Origin of the sequence: Amycolatopsis benzoatilytica AK 16/65 (genome assembly GCF_000383915.1) — a bacterium.
In the GTDB taxonomy this organism is placed as follows: domain Bacteria; phylum Actinomycetota; class Actinomycetes; order Mycobacteriales; family Pseudonocardiaceae; genus Amycolatopsis; species Amycolatopsis benzoatilytica.
The window spans coordinates 1815166-1830720 of record NZ_KB912942.1 but is presented as its reverse complement, the minus strand read 5'-3'; the positions used below and the strand labels follow the sequence as shown (position 1 = coordinate 1830720).

General features: G+C 71.7%; 15 protein-coding genes. 12 read left to right on the top strand and 3 right to left on the bottom strand.

The genetic code is table 11. The annotated features are described in order from the left end of the window. Positions 1–261: 261 nt before the first annotated feature. Both AMYBE_RS0108670 and AMYBE_RS0108665 read right to left on the bottom strand, forming a co-directional pair. Complete coding sequence (locus AMYBE_RS0108670) at positions 262–924, bottom strand: response regulator (protein ID WP_020658972.1); 663 nt, start codon at positions 922–924, stop codon at positions 262–264. Continuing rightward, complete coding sequence (locus tag AMYBE_RS0108665; RefSeq protein WP_020658971.1) at positions 921–2039, bottom strand: sensor histidine kinase; 1119 nt, start codon at positions 2037–2039, stop codon at positions 921–923. Before AMYBE_RS0108665 ends, AMYBE_RS0108670 begins: the two co-directional genes overlap by 4 nt. A gap of 219 nt (positions 2040–2258) precedes the next feature. Here AMYBE_RS0108665 and AMYBE_RS0108660 point away from each other — a divergent pair, with 219 nt between their 5' ends. The 7 genes from AMYBE_RS0108660 to AMYBE_RS0108630 all read left to right on the top strand — a co-directional run bounded on the left by AMYBE_RS0108660 (position 2259) and on the right by AMYBE_RS0108630 (position 11166). Then, complete coding sequence (locus tag AMYBE_RS0108660; RefSeq protein WP_020658970.1) at positions 2259–2642, top strand: DUF6223 family protein; 384 nt, start codon at positions 2259–2261, stop codon at positions 2640–2642. A 147-nt stretch (positions 2643–2789) separates the two neighbouring features. Further along, positions 2790–4187 carry a cytochrome ubiquinol oxidase subunit I gene (locus tag AMYBE_RS0108655; RefSeq protein ID WP_020658969.1) on the top strand — a complete coding sequence of 466 codons (1398 nt, stop codon included), beginning with the start codon at positions 2790–2792 and terminating at the stop codon, positions 4185–4187. 14 nt (positions 4188–4201) lie between these two features. Continuing rightward, positions 4202–5218 (top strand): cytochrome d ubiquinol oxidase subunit II, encoded by a 1017-nt coding sequence (gene cydB, locus AMYBE_RS0108650; RefSeq protein WP_020658968.1) that lies wholly within the window; start codon positions 4202–4204, stop codon positions 5216–5218. Further along, the gene (gene cydD / locus AMYBE_RS0108645; protein WP_020658967.1) at positions 5218–8628 is read left to right on the top strand and encodes a thiol reductant ABC exporter subunit CydD; all 3411 of its coding nucleotides are present in this window, start codon (positions 5218–5220) and stop codon (positions 8626–8628) included. Before cydB ends, cydD begins: the two co-directional genes overlap by 1 nt. Before the next feature lie 111 nt (positions 8629–8739). After that, positions 8740–9984, top strand: coding sequence for an NAD(P)/FAD-dependent oxidoreductase (locus AMYBE_RS0108640; protein ID WP_020658966.1), 1245 nt, complete (start codon positions 8740–8742; stop codon positions 9982–9984). Positions 9985–10090: 106 nt separating this feature from the next. Further along, positions 10091–10267 (top strand): hypothetical protein, encoded by a 177-nt coding sequence (locus AMYBE_RS44690; protein WP_020658965.1) that lies wholly within the window; start codon positions 10091–10093, stop codon positions 10265–10267. Continuing rightward, on the top strand, positions 10264–11166 hold the full coding sequence (locus AMYBE_RS0108630; RefSeq protein WP_020658964.1) for a HesA/MoeB/ThiF family protein: 903 nt from the start codon (positions 10264–10266) through the stop codon (positions 11164–11166). The genes AMYBE_RS44690 and AMYBE_RS0108630 overlap by 4 nt, the downstream gene beginning before the upstream one ends. An 11-nt stretch (positions 11167–11177) precedes the next feature. On the opposite strand, the gene AMYBE_RS0108625 is transcribed toward AMYBE_RS0108630, so the two are convergent. Next, entirely contained in the window at positions 11178–11717 is a 540-nt protein-coding gene (locus tag AMYBE_RS0108625; protein WP_020658963.1) for a flavodoxin domain-containing protein, read from the bottom strand. Positions 11718–12157: 440 nt separating this feature from the next. On the opposite strand from AMYBE_RS0108625, the gene AMYBE_RS0108620 reads away from it, so the two are divergent. From AMYBE_RS0108620 to AMYBE_RS0108600, 5 genes are read left to right on the top strand one after another with little or no spacing between them, the layout of a single operon-like run. Continuing rightward, a complete protein-coding gene (locus AMYBE_RS0108620) occupies positions 12158–12835 on the top strand; it encodes a cytochrome c-type biogenesis protein (RefSeq protein WP_020658962.1) in 678 nt (225 codons plus the stop codon). Beyond that, positions 12819–13232 carry a hypothetical protein gene (locus tag AMYBE_RS46050; protein ID WP_020658961.1) on the top strand — a complete coding sequence of 138 codons (414 nt, stop codon included), beginning with the start codon at positions 12819–12821 and terminating at the stop codon, positions 13230–13232. The genes AMYBE_RS0108620 and AMYBE_RS46050 overlap by 17 nt, the downstream gene beginning before the upstream one ends. Beyond that, positions 13211–13675: a CPBP family intramembrane glutamic endopeptidase gene (locus AMYBE_RS43825; RefSeq protein WP_245573368.1), complete on the top strand. Its 465-nt coding sequence runs from the start codon at positions 13211–13213 to the stop codon at positions 13673–13675. The genes AMYBE_RS46050 and AMYBE_RS43825 overlap by 22 nt, the downstream gene beginning before the upstream one ends. Continuing rightward, positions 13672–14607 carry an ABC transporter ATP-binding protein gene (locus tag AMYBE_RS0108605; protein ID WP_020658959.1) on the top strand — a complete coding sequence of 312 codons (936 nt, stop codon included), beginning with the start codon at positions 13672–13674 and terminating at the stop codon, positions 14605–14607. The genes AMYBE_RS43825 and AMYBE_RS0108605 overlap by 4 nt, the downstream gene beginning before the upstream one ends. 3 nt (positions 14608–14610) lie before the next feature. Further along, complete coding sequence (locus AMYBE_RS0108600) at positions 14611–15357, top strand: ABC transporter permease (RefSeq protein ID WP_020658958.1); 747 nt, start codon at positions 14611–14613, stop codon at positions 15355–15357. Positions 15358–15555: the final 198 nt, after the last annotated feature.

Genomic DNA, 15555 nt, shown 5'->3' with positions numbered 1-15555 from the left:
CGGCACCGAAATCGGCAAGCACCGCCGCGATCAAGCTGCGGACCGGCGGGAGGATGCGGCTCCGGCCGTCCTGGCCCGCGCATGCTTCCCGTCTGCGGCTGAAATCACGACCGCCCGCTCCTCACGTCGGCATTGTCCGTTGGCCGGTGGCAGGCTAAGTACGCGACGCTGTGAGGAGACTGAGAAATCCCAAGCCAGGAAACGCTCTCCGGAAACGTTCGGGAACAAATCCTGAACGGGAAAGGAAAACGCGCGCGAACGTCAGCGGCCGCGCGGGACGACCAGGCCGGATTCGTAGGCGAGGACGACCAGCTGAGCGCGGTCCCGGGCATGGACCTTGGCCATCGCACGGTTGACGTGGGTTTTCGCGGTGGTCGGGCTGATCACCATGCGGCCGGCGATCTCGTCGTTGGACAGTCCTTCCGCCACCAATGCCACCGCTTCGCGTTCGCGGTTGGTCAACTGCCGCAATGCGTCGGCGCGGCCGGCGGCGAGCGGCTGGGAGACGTACCGGTCGATGAGCTTGCGGGTGATCGACGGTGCGAGCAGGGCGTCGCCGCGCGCGGCGACGCGTACGGCGTGCAGGAAATCCTCCGGCTCGATGTCCTTGACGAGGAAGCCGGCCGCACCGGCCCGCAGCGCGTTGAACACGTGCTCGTCCAGGCCGTAGTTGGTGAGAATGACCACGTGCACCGCGGCCAGCTCCGGATCCGCGGCGATCCGCCGGGTGGTCTCGATGCCGTCGAGGACCGGCATCTGGATGTCGACGAGCGCGATGTCGGGCAGATGCCGTTTGGCCAGCGCCAGGCCCGCGTTGCCGTCGGCGGCCTCGGCGACCACCTGGATGTCTTCCTCGACGTCCAGCAGCGCGCGGAATCCGCTGCGGATGAGCGGCTGGTCGTCGACCAGCAGGACCCGGATCACGACAGCCGCGCCACGGGCAGTTCGGCCTGCACGGTGAAGCCGCCCTCGCCGCGCGGTCCAGCCCGCAACCGGCCGCCGAGAGCGATGACCCGTTCGCGCATCCCGATCAGCCCGACCCCCGACGCGGGCGCGCTGTCCGGCTGGCCGGCACCGTCGTCGTCGATCCGGATGACCAGGGCGGCGGGGCCGCAGTCGATCCGGACCGACGCGGTCGCGGCGGCGGCATGCCGGCCGATGTTGGTCAGCGACTCCTGAACGATCCGATACGCGGTGCGGTCCACCGCGGCCGGCAGCCCGGCCAGGTCTCCCGCGATCGTCAGGGTCGCGTCCAGCCCGGTCGTCCGGGCCCGCGCCACCAGGTCCGGGACGTGGTCGAGCCCGCGCGGCGGGCTGCGGTCGTCATCGCGCAGCGCCTGCAAGGTCGCGCGCAGTTCGCTGGCCGCTTCACGGCCCGCCTCCCGGATCGCCAGCAGCGCTTCCGGAACCTGTTCGCCGCGCTTGCGGGCCACGTGGACGGCGGCCTCGGCCTGCACTTTGATGACCGAGATCTGGTGGGTGAGCGAATCGTGCAGCTCGCGCGCGATGTGCAGCCGCTCCTCGTCGGCGCGGCGGCGCGCGGTCTCCTCCCGCGTTCGCTCGGCCTCGTCCGCTCGCCGCTCGGCCTGCCGCAACGCCTCGCCCGCCAAACCGGCGGCGACCAGCCAGGCCAGCTGGAGCACGTCCCGGTTGTGGGCGAACGCCTCGCTCACCGTCCAGGCGTGCGGAGAGACGAGGAGCGCGAGCGGCAGCGCCCCCACCATGACCACGGACGCGACCACCGCGACCACCCAGTGTCCCGCCCGTACCGCCGCGTACACCGCGAAGAGGTACGCGAGGGCCGGCACGTCGATGCCGACGGCCTCGTACCCCAGGACTGACAATCCGGTCGCGGCCAGCACGGCACGGGGGGCACGACGGTGCCCGGCCAGTGCCAGACCGCCGGCGGCCAGCAGCAGGTAGCCCATCGGAGCGAGCCCGCCGGCCGGGTGCTGCTCGGCCAACCCGATCACCAGCAGCGCCGCCGCCACGCCGGCGGCGATCGCCCAGTCCCGGAGCCGGATCGGTTCTCTGCGCATCCCTGGGACTCTAATCGGATATCGGCGCAGGAACCTCCTGCCCGCGGCGCATCGTCCGGCTACCGCGCCCGCGGTAGTTCCGCTGATCCTGCGGCGTCCGCGGCAGTACGAATTGCCCGCAGCTGCCGGACGACCGGCGGCGGGACCGCGGACATGCTCAGGCGACGTCCAGAGGAAAGGAAGGGACTACTCATATCCGTCCATCACCTGCTCAACGCCTTGCCCGCCGCTTTCGGGCCAGCCGCGCCAGCGGCCGCGCACGTCCTTGCCCAAGCGGCCGACCCGGTTTCCTACGGCTTCACCCCGGCCCGTCTTTGGGCCTCCGCCGCGGCACTGCTGGCGCTGGCCGGCGCGGTCATCGGCGGGCTGGCTCTGTCCCGCTCCCGCCGCCGCCTCGGCAACGGCGGGCGGCGCGGGGCCGTCGTGGCTCTGTCGGCCGGGCTGGTCGCCGTGCTCGGCGGAGTGCTGAGCCTGGCCGTCGCCGACGGCGGTCCCGGCACCGGCAACGGCGTGGTCGGCGCCGGTGCGGCGGTAGTGCTCGGACTGGCCGCCATCGGCCTGGGCGCGCCGGCTCTCGTCCGTTCCCGTCGCACGGCGGGCTGAGCCCGGCCTCGTTTCAGCCGCCCGAACCGTCCGGCGACGGTCGCAGGGCCCTGCGACCGTCGCCGAAATGACCAAGGACCCTCTCCGCACCCGCCCTCCGGCCCCGATGATCCCCAGGACACCTTCCGGAGCGAGCAGGAGACCCGCATGAACGCCCTGGACCTGGCGCGGTGGCAGTTCGGGATCACCACCGTTTACCACTTCCTCTTCGTCCCGCTCACCATCGGCCTCTCCTTCCTCGTCGCCGGCATGCAGACCGCGTGGGTCCGCACCGGCGACGAACGCTGGCGGCGGATGACGAAGTTCTGGGGCAAGCTGTTCCTGATCAACTTCGCGATGGGCGTGGTGACCGGGATCGTCCAGGAGTTCCAGTTCGGGATGAACTGGTCGGACTACAGCAGCTTCGTCGGCGATATCTTCGGGGCTCCGCTGGCGATCGAAGGACTGCTGGCGTTCTTCCTCGAATCGACGTTCCTGGGCCTGTGGATCTTCGGCTGGGACCGGCTGCCGAAGCGGCTGCACCTGGCCACCATCTGGCTCGCGTCGATCGGGACACTGCTCTCGGCCTACTTCATCCTGGCCGCCAACTCGTGGATGCAGCATCCGGTCGGCTACGCGGTGAACCCGGCGACCGGGCGCGCCGAACTGAAGGATTTCGGCGCGGTGCTGTCCAACTCGACCGCGATCGGCGCGTTCGCGCACACCATCACCGCCTGCTTCCTCACCGGCGGCATGTTCGTGGCCGGCATCAGTGCCTGGCAGCTCAAGCGGAAACGCTCCGCCGAGGTGTTCCGGCCGTCGATGAAGATCGCCCTCGTCACGGTTCTCGTCGCCAGCCTCGGCGTCATCGTCACCGGCGATCTGCAGGCCCGGCTGATGACCCAGCAGCAGCCCATGAAGATGGCCGCCGCCGAAGCTCTCTACGACACCGTGTCGCCCGCGTCGTTCTCGATCTTCACCATCGGCTCGCTCGACGGTAAGCAGGAGAAGTTCAGCGTCCGCGTTCCCGGCGTGCTCTCGTTCATGGCGACCGGCCATTTCGACGGCAAGGTCGAGGGCATCAACGACCTTCAGGCAGCCGAGCAGCAGAAGTTCGGCCCGGGCGACTACCGGCCGGACATCCCGGTGACGTACTGGACGTTCCGGCTGATGATCGGCCTCGGGTTCCTGTGCCTGCTGATCTCGGTGATCGGACTGTGGATGTTCCGCCGCGGCCGCAGCCCGCGCGCCCGCTGGTTCCTTCCCGCGACGACGATCGCGCTGGCGTTTCCTTTCCTCGCCAACAGCGTGGGCTGGATCTTCACCGAGATGGGCCGCCAGCCGTGGTCGGTGTTCGGCGTGCTCAAGACCGCCAACTCGGTCTCGCCTGCCGTCCCCGCGTGGAGCGTGCTCACTTCGATGATCGTCTTCACGGTTCTCTACGGCGTGCTCGCGATCGTCGACGGCGTGCTGATGGTCCGCTACGCCAAAGCCGGGCCGCCGCCGCCGGCCGCCGCGGACGAAGCCGAATCCGACGAGCCGCGGCCCGCGGCCTTCGCCTACTGAGCCGGAGCACCGACATGGCCCTCACCGACCTCTGGTTCCTGCTCATCGCGGTCCTGTGGACCGGCTATTTCGTCCTCGAAGGATTCGACTTCGGCGTCGGCGTGCTGCTGCGCGTCCTCGGCCGCGACAACACCGACCGCCGGGTGCTGATCAACACGATCGGCCCGGTCTGGGACGGCAACGAGGTGTGGCTGCTCGTAGCGGGCGGTGCGACCTTCGCCGCCTTCCCGCTCTGGTACGCGAGCCTGTTCTCCGGGTTCTACCTCGCGCTGCTGGTGATCCTGGTGGCGCTCATCGGGCGCGGCGTGGCCTTCGAGTTCCGAGGCAAGATCGACAGCCCGCGCTGGCGCAATACCTGGGACTGGGTGATCACGGTCGGGTCCGCGCTGCCGGCGCTGCTGTGGGGCGTCGCGTTCGGCAACATCGTGCACGGTGTCCCGCTCGATGCCCAGCACCACTTCACCGGCACCTTCTTCACCCTGCTCAACCCCTACGCGCTGCTCGGCGGGCTCGCAACGCTCACCGTGTTCACCTTGCACGGCACGGTTTTCCTCGCGCTCAAGACCAGCGGCACGGTGCGCGACCGGGCGCAGGCGCTGATCGCACCGCTCGGCGGTGCGGCGGTCCTGTGCGGAGGCGGTTTCCTCGTCTGGACCGCACTCGACCACGGCGGGTGGACCTGGGTTTTCGCCGCCGCCGCGGCCGCCCTGCTCGCGGCGGGGATTCTGCTCGGGACGACCGGACGCGACGGGCTCGCGTTCCTCTGCACCGCGCTGGCGATCGTCGGGACCACCGCGACGCTGTTCTGGTCGCTCTACCCGGCGGTGCTGCCCTCCACCACCGACTCCGCGTTCAGCCTCACCACCACCAACGCCTCCTCGACCCACTACACGCTGCAGATCATGTCCTGGGTCGCGGTGGCGTTCACCCCGATCGTGCTCGTTTACCAGACCTGGACCTACTGGGTCTTCCGCAAGCGAGTCGGACGGCACAGCATTCCGGCCGACGCCGGGCTGCCGGGCACGCACTGATGCGGCCCCTGGACCCGCGGCTGCTGCGGCTCGCCAGCGCGGTACGGCCGTTCATCCTCGGCTGCGCCGCGTTCGGCGGGCTGACGGCGGTGCTCGTGCTGGCTCAAGCGGAACTGCTGGCGTACAGCATTTCGCGAGCTTTTCTCGACGGTGCCGCGCTCTCCGCGCTCGTGCTGCCGGTCGTTGCGCTGGCTGGCGTGGTGCTTGCGCGAGCCGGAGTCGCCTGGCTTTCCGAAACGACTGCGCACCGGGCGTCGGCACGGGCGTTGTCGCAGCTGCGCGACGCGGTCGTGGGGGCCGCGCTGCGCGCCGGGCCGCGCTCGGCGACGCGGTCGCCCGCCGAGGTGGCCACGCTCGCGACCCGAGGGGTGGACCGGCTCGACGGGTACTTCGCCCGTTACCTGCCGCAACTGCTCGTCGCCGCGATCGTGCCGGCGGTGGTGGGAGCCAGGATCCTCTTCGCCGACTGGACCGCGGCACTGATCGTCGCGCTCACGGTGCCGCTCATCCCGGCCTTCATGATCCTCATCGGGCTGTTCACCCAGCGCGACGTCCGGCGGCAGTGGCGCACGCTTTCCGTTCTGGGCGACCATTTCCTTGATCTCGTCGCCGGCCTGTCGGTGCTCACCGCGTTCGGCCGCGCGCGGGCGCAGCGGAAAACGTTGCGGGAGATCACCGAGCGGTACCGGGTGCAGACCATGCGGACGCTGCGAGTGGCGTTCCTTTCCGCGCTCGCCCTCGAACTGCTCGCCACGCTGTCGGTCGCGGTGGTCGCGGTGTCGATCGGCTTGCGGCTGCTCGCCGGGGACCTCGACCTGCGGACCGCGCTCGTCGTGCTGATCCTCGCGCCCGAGGTGTATCTGCCGCTGCGCGCGGTCGGCGCCCGCTTCCACGACAGCGCGGAAGGGCTGGCCGCCGCCGAGGAGATCGTCGAACTGACCGGCGAGGCACCTGCCAGCCGAGTATCCGGCGTGCTGCCCGGCGCGACACCGAATCTGCTGCAGCTGGAGAACGTCACGGTGACCGGACGTTCCGGTGCGATTCTCGACGGCTTTTCGCTGGTGGTGCGGCCCGGGCAGGTCGTCGGCGTCGTCGGCCCGAGCGGCGCGGGCAAGTCGACGCTCCTGGACTTGCTGCTCGGGTGGCGAACCCCGGACCGCGGGCAGGTCCGCGTGGGCGACGTCGACTTGGCCGACCTCGATCACGAAGCGTGGCGACACCGCATCGCTTGGGTTCCTCAGCAACCGCGCCTGGTCGCCGGCACGGTCGCCGACAACGTCCGGCTGGGCTCGCCGAACGCGACCGAAGCCGCGGTTCGGGCCGCTTCCGCCGCGGCCGCCCTCGACGTTCCGCTCAGCGTCGAAGTCGGCGAACTCGGCGCCGGACTGTCCACCGGACAGATCCGCCGCGTCGCCTTGGCGCGCGCGATCCTGCTCGACCGGCCGCTGGTGCTGCTCGACGAACCCACCGAAGGCGTCGACGCCGCGACGGAGGCGGCGATTCTTCATCGCCTTCCCCAGGTTTTGGCCGGGCGGACCGCGGTCGTGGTCACCCATCATCCAGCCGTGCTGGCCTTGTGCGATCGGGTGGTCACCGTTTCCGGGCCAACCGCCGAACCGGTGGCGGCGCCTGCCGCTCCCCCGGCCGCGCCGCCTCCGAGCACGACCGTCGCGGAGCCCGCCGCCGACAGTTCGCCAGGGATCTGGCGGCCGTTGCGGGAAGCCCTGCGCCCGCATCGGCTCCGATTGGCGTCCGCCTGCCTCGTCGCGACCGCCGCGCTCGGCTGCGGGGTCGCGCTCACCGCGACCTCGTCGTGGCTGATCGCGAGTGCCGCGCTGCACCCGCCGGTGCTGAGCCTGATGGTCGCGATCGTCGCGGTGCGCACGTTTGGTCTCGCCAAGGGAGTTCTCCGCTATGTCGAACGGCTGCTGACGCACGACGTCGCGCTGCGCATGCTGACCGAACTGCGGGTGCGGGTATGGAGCCAGCTGGTCCGGATCGGTCCGGCGGTAACCGCACGGCAGCGGCGCGGCGAGCTGCTGCACCGGCTGATTTCCGATGTGGACAGTCAGCAGGACCTCGTTGTGCGCGGTCTGGTCCCGGGAGTGTCGACCGTCGCCGTGCTCGGCGGCACAGCCGTGACGCTCGGTCTCCTTCTGCCTTCGGCCGGTGCCGCCGCCGCACTGGGCCTGGCGCTCGCCGCGATAGTGGCGCCCGCGGTGACCGCTGTCGCTGCCCGGCGTACCGAACGAGCGGCCGCACGGCTGCGCACTGACCTCAGCGCTCGCACGGTCGAGTTGCTGCAGGCATCGGCCGACCTCATCGCTTTCGACGCAGCCGGGGCACGACACGCGGAACTGCGCGAGCTGGACCGCCGCGCGACTGCCGCGGCGCGCCGGTCGGCCGCGCGCCGCGGTCTCGGCAGCGGACTCGCTGTACTGGGAGTGGGTCTCACCTCGGTAGTTTGTCTGGCGCTCGGCGTCCTGGCCGTCCACGCGGGCGCGATCTCCGGCCCCGCCCTCGCCGTACTGGCCCTGACGCCGCTGGCCGCCGCCGAACTCGTGACCGGCCTTCCCGATGCCGCGCAACGGCTTCTTGGCGCCGGTGCCGCGGCGCACCGGCTCGCCCGGCTGGACGCGACGCCGGCGCCGCAATCCGAACCGGCCAGTCCGCGGTGCGCCCCGGCGGCCGAGGAACTGGTCGCGTCGAAGCTTTCCGTTCGCTGGCCCGGCACGTCCCGCGACGCGGTGCAGGACGTAGATCTCGCTATCGGCCACCGGTTGCGGCTCGCCCTCACCGGACCGTCCGGCGCGGGCAAAAGCACCGTCATCGCCGCTCTGATGCGATACCTCGACCCGTCGTCCGGCCGGATCCTGCTCGACGGCGCCGACACCCGCAGCTACGACAGCGACTCAGTGCGTGCCCAGATCGCCTGGTGCGGCCCGGACACCCACCTGTTCGACAGCACCTTGCGCGAAAACCTGCGCCTCGCCCGGCCGGACGCCTCCGACGACGAGATCCAGGCCGCCCTGGCGCTGTCCCAGCTAGGCCGGTGGTCCGCCAGCCTGCCCGACGGCCTGGACACCGCGCTCGGCACGCACGGCACGCCCGTCTCCGGCGGGGAACGCCAGCGCATCGGCGTGGCCCGCGCCCTGCTGTCCGCCCGGCCGATCATGGTGCTCGACGAACCGACCGCTCATCTCGACGCGCCGACCGCGCAGGCGCTCGCCGCCGACCTGCTCGCCGCGACCCGCGACCGGTCCGCGCTCGTCGCCACCCACCGGCCGGGAGAGTTCCCGGCGATGCCGGAATACCGGCTGACGGCACCGGAACCCGTCCGGGCGGCCGCGCGGGAGCGCGGGCCCGGCGAACCGCTGCCGCACCCGGTCTCCTCTCTCGGGAACGGCTGAGCGCGGCGTTCCCGACGGGAGGACGAAGGTCCCCGGGCCTGCCTGCCAACGTCCCTGCCTCCCGCGGTCCGGTCCGGCGCAGGGTGGGCGAGGCGACGGGAGGGAGAGCTCATGGCGGCCACCGAGGTCATCGTTCTCGGCAGCGGTTTCGCCGGCCTCGAAACGGCGTTCCGGCTCCGGGCCAGGGCGGGAGAGGACGCCGTGGGCATCACCGTCGTATCCGACCGCGACGATTTCCTGGCCCGCCCGGGCACCGTCCGGCTGCCGTTCGGAGCCGCCGAAGCGCCGCTGCACGTTCCGCTCGCCGGCGCGTTCCGCCGGCGCGGGATCGGGGCCGTGATCGCCACCGTCGAGGGGATCGACCCCGGCCGCGGCCAGGTGCACACGTCCCGCGGCCGGATGGCCTACGACAAGCTCGTGATCGCGACCGGGGCCGCGACCCGCCCGGAGGAGATCGCCGGGCTCGCCGAGCACGCGCGCTCGATCGCCGCTCCCGGGGCGCTGCACCAGCTCGGCGCGGATCTGCGCCGGGCCGCCCAAGACGCCCGGCACGGCCGCTTGCAGCGCGTTCTCTTCGCCGTGCCGCCGGGCAACCACTGCACCGTCCCGCTCTACGAGATCGCGCTGATGCTCGACACCTGGCTGCGCCGCCGTCAGCTCCGGGACCGCGTGGAGCTCGCCTTCGACACCTGCGAGCGGTCTTTCGTCGAGGCTTTCGGCCCCAAAATGCACGCACTGATCGCCGGCCAGTTCGCAGCGCGCGGAATCGAGGGCCGCACCGAGACGACGCTGACCGAGGCGCACGAACGCACCGTCGGGTTCGCCGACGGCTCCGGGCGGGAATTCGACGTGCTCGCCACGTTCCCGCCGCAGGTCGCTGCCCTCGGCTGCGCCGAGTTGCCGCACGACGACCGAAGATTCCTGCGTTGCGCTCCGGACACCTGCGCGGTGACCGGGCACCCGGAGGTGCACGCACCCGGCGACGCCGGGGATTTCCCGCTCAAACTGGGTTTCCTGGCCATGCTCCAGGCAGACGCGGTCGCCGGCGCGATCGCGGCGGAGCTGCACGGGACGCCGCCGCCGGCCCGTCCCGCCCCGGTCGTCCGGCACGTGCTGGACATGCTCGACGACGCCGCCTTCGCCGAGGTTCCGCTCGTCGCCGACGGCGGCCCGGGCCGCGTGGACGAGTCGTCCGCCCGCTACCGCGTCGGCACCGGCGCGTTCTGGCGCGCGGGGGCGAGGCTGGCCGAGGCCGCACTGTCCGCCAGATTCCGGCTCGGTCTGCCGTTCCGCGCGAGCACCGGCTGGGCGGCCCTCGACCGCAGTCCCTGCGGAAGCGTCCCGCACCACGCGTAACTGCGCGGCTGAGCGCGACCACCGGCGCGGTGACCTTCGGCCCTATCCGAGGGACCGAAGGCCTTGCGACCGTAGGTGCCCAATCCCCCGGCAGGGAGGAGAACCCGTGACCGTCACAACGCACCGTCCAGACCCGGCCCTCGCCGAGACGCCCGCGCAAGACCCCGGCGCCGAGTGGACCCTTGACCCCGGCAACGGCCGTCTGGAGCAAGACCGCACCGAAGGCCGGAAGCGTTTCCGCCGACGCAAGACCGTTCCGGTGGCGGACCGGACCTTCGATTGACCGACCTTCCGCCGGACCGCGTTTTCGCCCGCTACGAGCGGCGCGCGGGCGCGGTCCTGGTCGTCGGCACCGGCGCGGTCGGCGGGTTCCTCGCCGAAGAGCTCGCCCGGGCCGGCTGCGACCCGCTCTGGCTGCTCGATCCCGACGTGCTCGAAGTCGAGAACCTGATCCGGCACCCGCTCGGCGCGCCGGATCTCGGACGGCCGAAGGCACCCGCGCTGGCCGAACGGATCCGCCGCGATTTCCCGCTGTGCCACGCCGCGGGCATCCACGCGAACTTCCTCCGGCTGGGCCGTGCCGAACAGCTCCGGCTCGTCGAACAGGCCGACGTCGTCGTCGCGGCCACCGACTCCCCACGCTGCCAGCAACGCGTGAACGAGGTCGCGGTCGCGGCCGGCACTCCGGCCGTCTACCCGGCGGTGTGGGTGGATCCACGCGTGCGCGACGCCGAGGTCGGCGAAATCCTGTGGGTCGCCCCCGACCGGCGCGGACCCTGTTACGCCTGCGCTTTCCCGTTTCGCAATGCCACGCCGGCGATGCGGGCGGTACGCGGCGCGCGACTCGACATCCAGCTCACGGTCCTCTGCGCGGCCCAGATAGTGACCGCGCTCCTCGCCCACGACACCGCTCTTCTCGACCCCGGACGGACCGCTCTCTACGTCCACGGCCTGGGTCCGCCGTCGCGCGGCATCCGCGACCTCTTCCCCGCCGCCGGGCTTGCCAGCCGCAGTGTCCGCGTCCGCTTGCCCGCGACGCCCTGCCGGGTCTGCGGCGGCTGGCAGAACGCCGGTTCCGGGGGTCCGTTGGTGACCCGGTGGCAGGCCTACCGCGACGCGGTCGGCATCGTCGCCGTCGTCGCTCTGTTCGTCGTCCTGCTGGTCCTGAGCGTCCGCTGGTGAGCTGGGCCGGGTCAGCCGGCCAGCCGGTCCGGCACCGCCGTTTCGGCCGCGTGCAGCGCGCCGATCACGGTGTAGGCCCAGTTGCGGATGTCCGCCCAGTCGCGCTGGTCGCCGCAGCCGAGGCGGAGCTTCACCGCGTGCTCGCGTTCACCGGGATCGAGCCCGTGCCAGTCGAGTTTGCCCCGGAACACCCGGTGTTCGTGGGATCGGACCAGATTTTCCAGGCGCGCGGCCTCGGCGGGGGCGATCGCTTCGCCCGCTGAAGTGCCGGGCAACCCGCACGAGAGCAGCCACACCGGCAACCGCGCGAGCACGACGCGTTCGGACTCGGCCAGCCGCCGGGCCTCGTCCAGCCACCGTCCATTGTAGACAGCGCTGCCCAGGATGACCGCGTCGTAGCCCGCCAGAGCTCCGGCCTGCGCCGGCGGCCGGACCTCCACGTCGGCGAACTCCCCCAGCAACAACGAGGCACGCGCGGCCGAACGGCCGATCTCCTCGGCGATCTGCCGCGTGCTGCCGTGCCGGCTCGCCACTGCCACCAGCAGCCTCATCTGCCACCTCCCAGAATCCTCGCAGCGTGCGCCGCGCCCGCTCGGCGCCGGAAGAGCCGAAGGTCCTCACTGCCGCCGCTCGCGCGCCCAGGTCCGGTCGCTGCTTCGCGCCGGGAACCCGCTCCAAGCAGAGACCTCGGACACCCCACTGCGGGCAGGAGGTCCCTATCGGCAGTCGAGGTGCGCGAGCGACGGTGGCAGGCGGCTCGTCCCTCGCGCCGCCCACCGGCTCGGCGCCCGTCCGGTTCCGGACCGTCGCCGATGCGCCCGGAAAGGACAGTGCACGAGGGAAGAACGAAAACTGGGAACCAGCAACGATTCGGCAGCCTGGGGAGGGCAGAATTGTGCCGACTCCGAGAACTCGACCCGCCCGGTCGCCGGACGACGACCAGGCCTGGCGTTCTCTCTACCGCATTGGGGGCGTCTGCGCGGGACTGGCTGTGCTGCTCTACGGAACCGCATTGGTCATCTTCTCCGTCACCGCAGCGCCGCCCGTCTCGGACGGCGCGCGGATGCTCGAATACATCAACGCGCACCGCACGATCTACCTCGTTCGCCAGTTGCTGTGGCTGGGCCCGGGCCTGTTCCTGATGGTCGTTTTCCTCGCGCTCGCAGTGGCCCTGCGCCACCGCGGCAAGTCCGTCGCGGCGATCGCCGGCCTGATCTCGGTCGCGTCCTGGGCGCTGTCGCTCGCCTGGCCGACGACCGGCGACGGATCGCTCGCGCTGGTCCTGCTCAGCGACAAATACTCCGAGGCGGCAACCTCTGCCGCGCGAGCGCCCTTCGCCGCCGCGGCCGAAGTCCTCATCGCGCTCAACGACGTCCCGGCCGTCATCGGGGTGCTGCAGACCATCGGCGTGCTGCTGATCTCTCTGCTGATGGTGCGCGGAACGTTCTCCGCCAAGCTGGCCTGGCTCGGCGTGGCGACGGGCGTGGTCGGGATCGTGGCCGAAGTCCTCCGGCCGGTGCTCGGCTGGGCTTACGCGGCCTACGGCGTGCTGTTGTTCGTCTGGCTGATCTGGATCGCCGTCGCCCTCTGGCAGCTCGGGTCGCCGCGGCCCGCCGAGGGTCCGCGACCGGTGCCAGCGGCGGGAGGCCGCAATGCGGCAGACCCGTGAGCCGACCCGCTCCGCACGGAACGCGCAGGCACTGGCCGGATTCTTCCTGCTCGCCTATGCACTGAGCTGGTCCTGGACGATTCCCCAGGCACTGACCCACCAGGTCGTCCAGCGCGGCCAAGGCTGGCCGACGCACTACCCGGCGCTGCTCGGCCCGGCCATCGCCGCGATCGCGGTCACCGCCTGGACGACCGGCCGGTCCGGACTGCGCGATCTGTGGTCCCGGATAACGCGCTGGCGCGTCGCGCCGCGCTGGTGGCTGGTCGGGCTGAGCCCGCTCGCGTTCCTCGCCCTCGCCCTGGCCGGGCTGCTGGCGACCGGCCAGCGCCCGCCCCCGGCGATTTCGCGCTCTTCAGCGGAACCCCCGCCCTCGGCCTGGTCGGCGTCGCGCTGCTGATCACGTTCGTCGGCAGCCTCGGCGAGGAGACCGGCTGGCGCGGTTTCGCCCTGCCGCGCCTGCAGCGCCGGTTCAGCGCCCTGACCGCGTCGCTGATCTTGGCCCCGCTGTGGTTCCTGTGGCACCTGCCGCAATTCTTCGTCGTCGCCACCTACCGCGACTTCGGTCCAGCCTCCTACGTCGGCATGTTCCTGGGCCTCGCCGCCGGCGCGGTGGTGCTGACCTGGCTGTACAACCGTTCCGGCGGCAGCATCCTGCTGGTGGTCGTGTGGCACGGCGTGTACAACACCGTCGGCGGCACCCAGGCCGCCGAGGGCGCCCTCGCCGCGGTCATCAGCACGCTGGTCACGGTGCACGGCATTGTCCTGGTCGTGCTCGAACTGCTGGCCCGCAAGCGCGGCCGCCCCTCGATTCTCGGTCCGGCCGCCGTGGAGGCGGCATGACCGACCTCGCCGTCCGCGTCTCCGGACTGCACAAGCGCTACGGTCAGACGGCCGCCGTCGCCGACGTGTCGTTCGGCGTCCAGGCCGGCGAGATCTTCGGCTTGCTCGGACCGAACGGCTCGGGCAAAACGACCACCGTCGAATGCATCCAGGGACTGCGCCGGGCAGACGGCGGCGGCATCGACGTCTTCGGCCGCGATCCGCGCCGGGAGCCGGGCGCGGTGCGCCGGCTGGTCGGGAGCCAGCTGCAGGATTCGGCGCTGCCCGAACGGCTCAAGGTGCGGGAAGCGCTGAAACTGTTCTCCGTGCTGTCGCCGGACGGCCCGCCGTGGCAGCGGCTGCTCGCCGAATGGGGTCTCGAGTCCTGTCGGAACACTGCGTTCGGCGACCTGTCCGGCGGGCAGCGGCAGCGGCTGTTCGTGGCGCTGGCGTTGGTCAACGGCCCGCGGCTGGTCGTCCTCGACGAGATGACCACCGGGCTGGACCCGGCCGCCCGCCGCGTCGCGTGGGATCTCGTCGCCGCCGTCCGCGAGCAGGGCGCCACTGTGCTGCTCGTAACCCACTTCATGGACGAGGCGGCGCGGCTCTGCGACCGGGTCGCGGTGCTGTCCGCGGGCCGAGTCGTCTCCACCGGCACCCCAGCCGAGCTGGTGGCCGGCCAGACTCGCGGCACCGTCGTCCGGTTCAGCCGGCCACCGGCCGCCGGCCTGGGTTTTCTCCACTGCGTCGCGGGCGTTCGGGAGGTCGCGCTGGACGGCGACCGGGTGCGCGTCACCGGCGACGGAGCGCTGCTGGCGCATGTCGCGCACTCCCTCGTCGAGCACGGCATCGCACCGCCTGACCTGCGAGTAGAGCTCCCGTCCCTCGAAGACGCCTACCTGGCGCTGACCGGCGTGTCCGCCGCGGCCGGGTCCGATCCGGTTGCGAGGTGAGCGATGCGCGGCCTGCGAGAACTCTGCTGGGTGGAGCTGAAGCTGTTCTTCCGCGAGCCGTTGACCGTGCTGTTCGTGCTGATCCTGCCGGTCATCGTGCTCTACGTGCTCAACGGCGTGTTCGGCAATCGCACCAGCGCCGGGGTCTACAACGGGCTCGGCCCCATCGACTTCTACACCCCCACCTACGTCGCGCTCGTCGCGGCCACTGCCGGGGTGCTGTCGGTCTCGGTCCACCTCGCCGCCTACCGCGAGCGCGGCGTACTGCGCCGGTTCCGAGCTTCCCCGCTTCCGACGGCGGCGCTGCTGGCCGCGCACGTGTTCGTGGCTCTCCTGATGGGCGTGACCGGCGCGATCCTGATCGCGGTTCTGTCCGCCACCGGCTACGGCGGGGCCCTCCCGCACGACTGGCCCGGCACCGTCCTCGCGTTCCTGCTCGTCAGCATCGCGTTCGCCGCGCTCGGCGTCTTGCTGGGCATCCTGCTCCGGACCGCACGCGCCGCACAGGGCCTCGGCGTTCTGCTGTTCTTCGTCTTCATGATGCTCGGCGGCGCTGGACCGCCCAAGGAGGTCCTGCCCGCGACGCTCGCCCGGCTGGCCGACGCCGTCCCGCTGACCTACGCGGCCCGTGCGCTCCGCGGCCCCTGGCTCGGCCTCGGCTGGGACACCGGCGCGGTCGCCGTGATGGCCGCGCTGCTGGTGCTGACAATCGGCCTGACCGCCTGGCGGCTGAACCGGATAGAGGCATGAACAGCATCGCCGCCCGCCGCGAAACCGTCCGGGGTCCGCCTGCCCGGACGGCGGACCGCCACAGCGGCCGATCAGCGCAGAACGGACAACTTCGGGTAGCGAAACATTGCCGCGGAACGATTCTTCCGTGGCGAGGCGAAGCACAGCACGGAGGATTTCAGACCGGAAAGGCGGATCACCCCGTCGGGCGAATCCGGA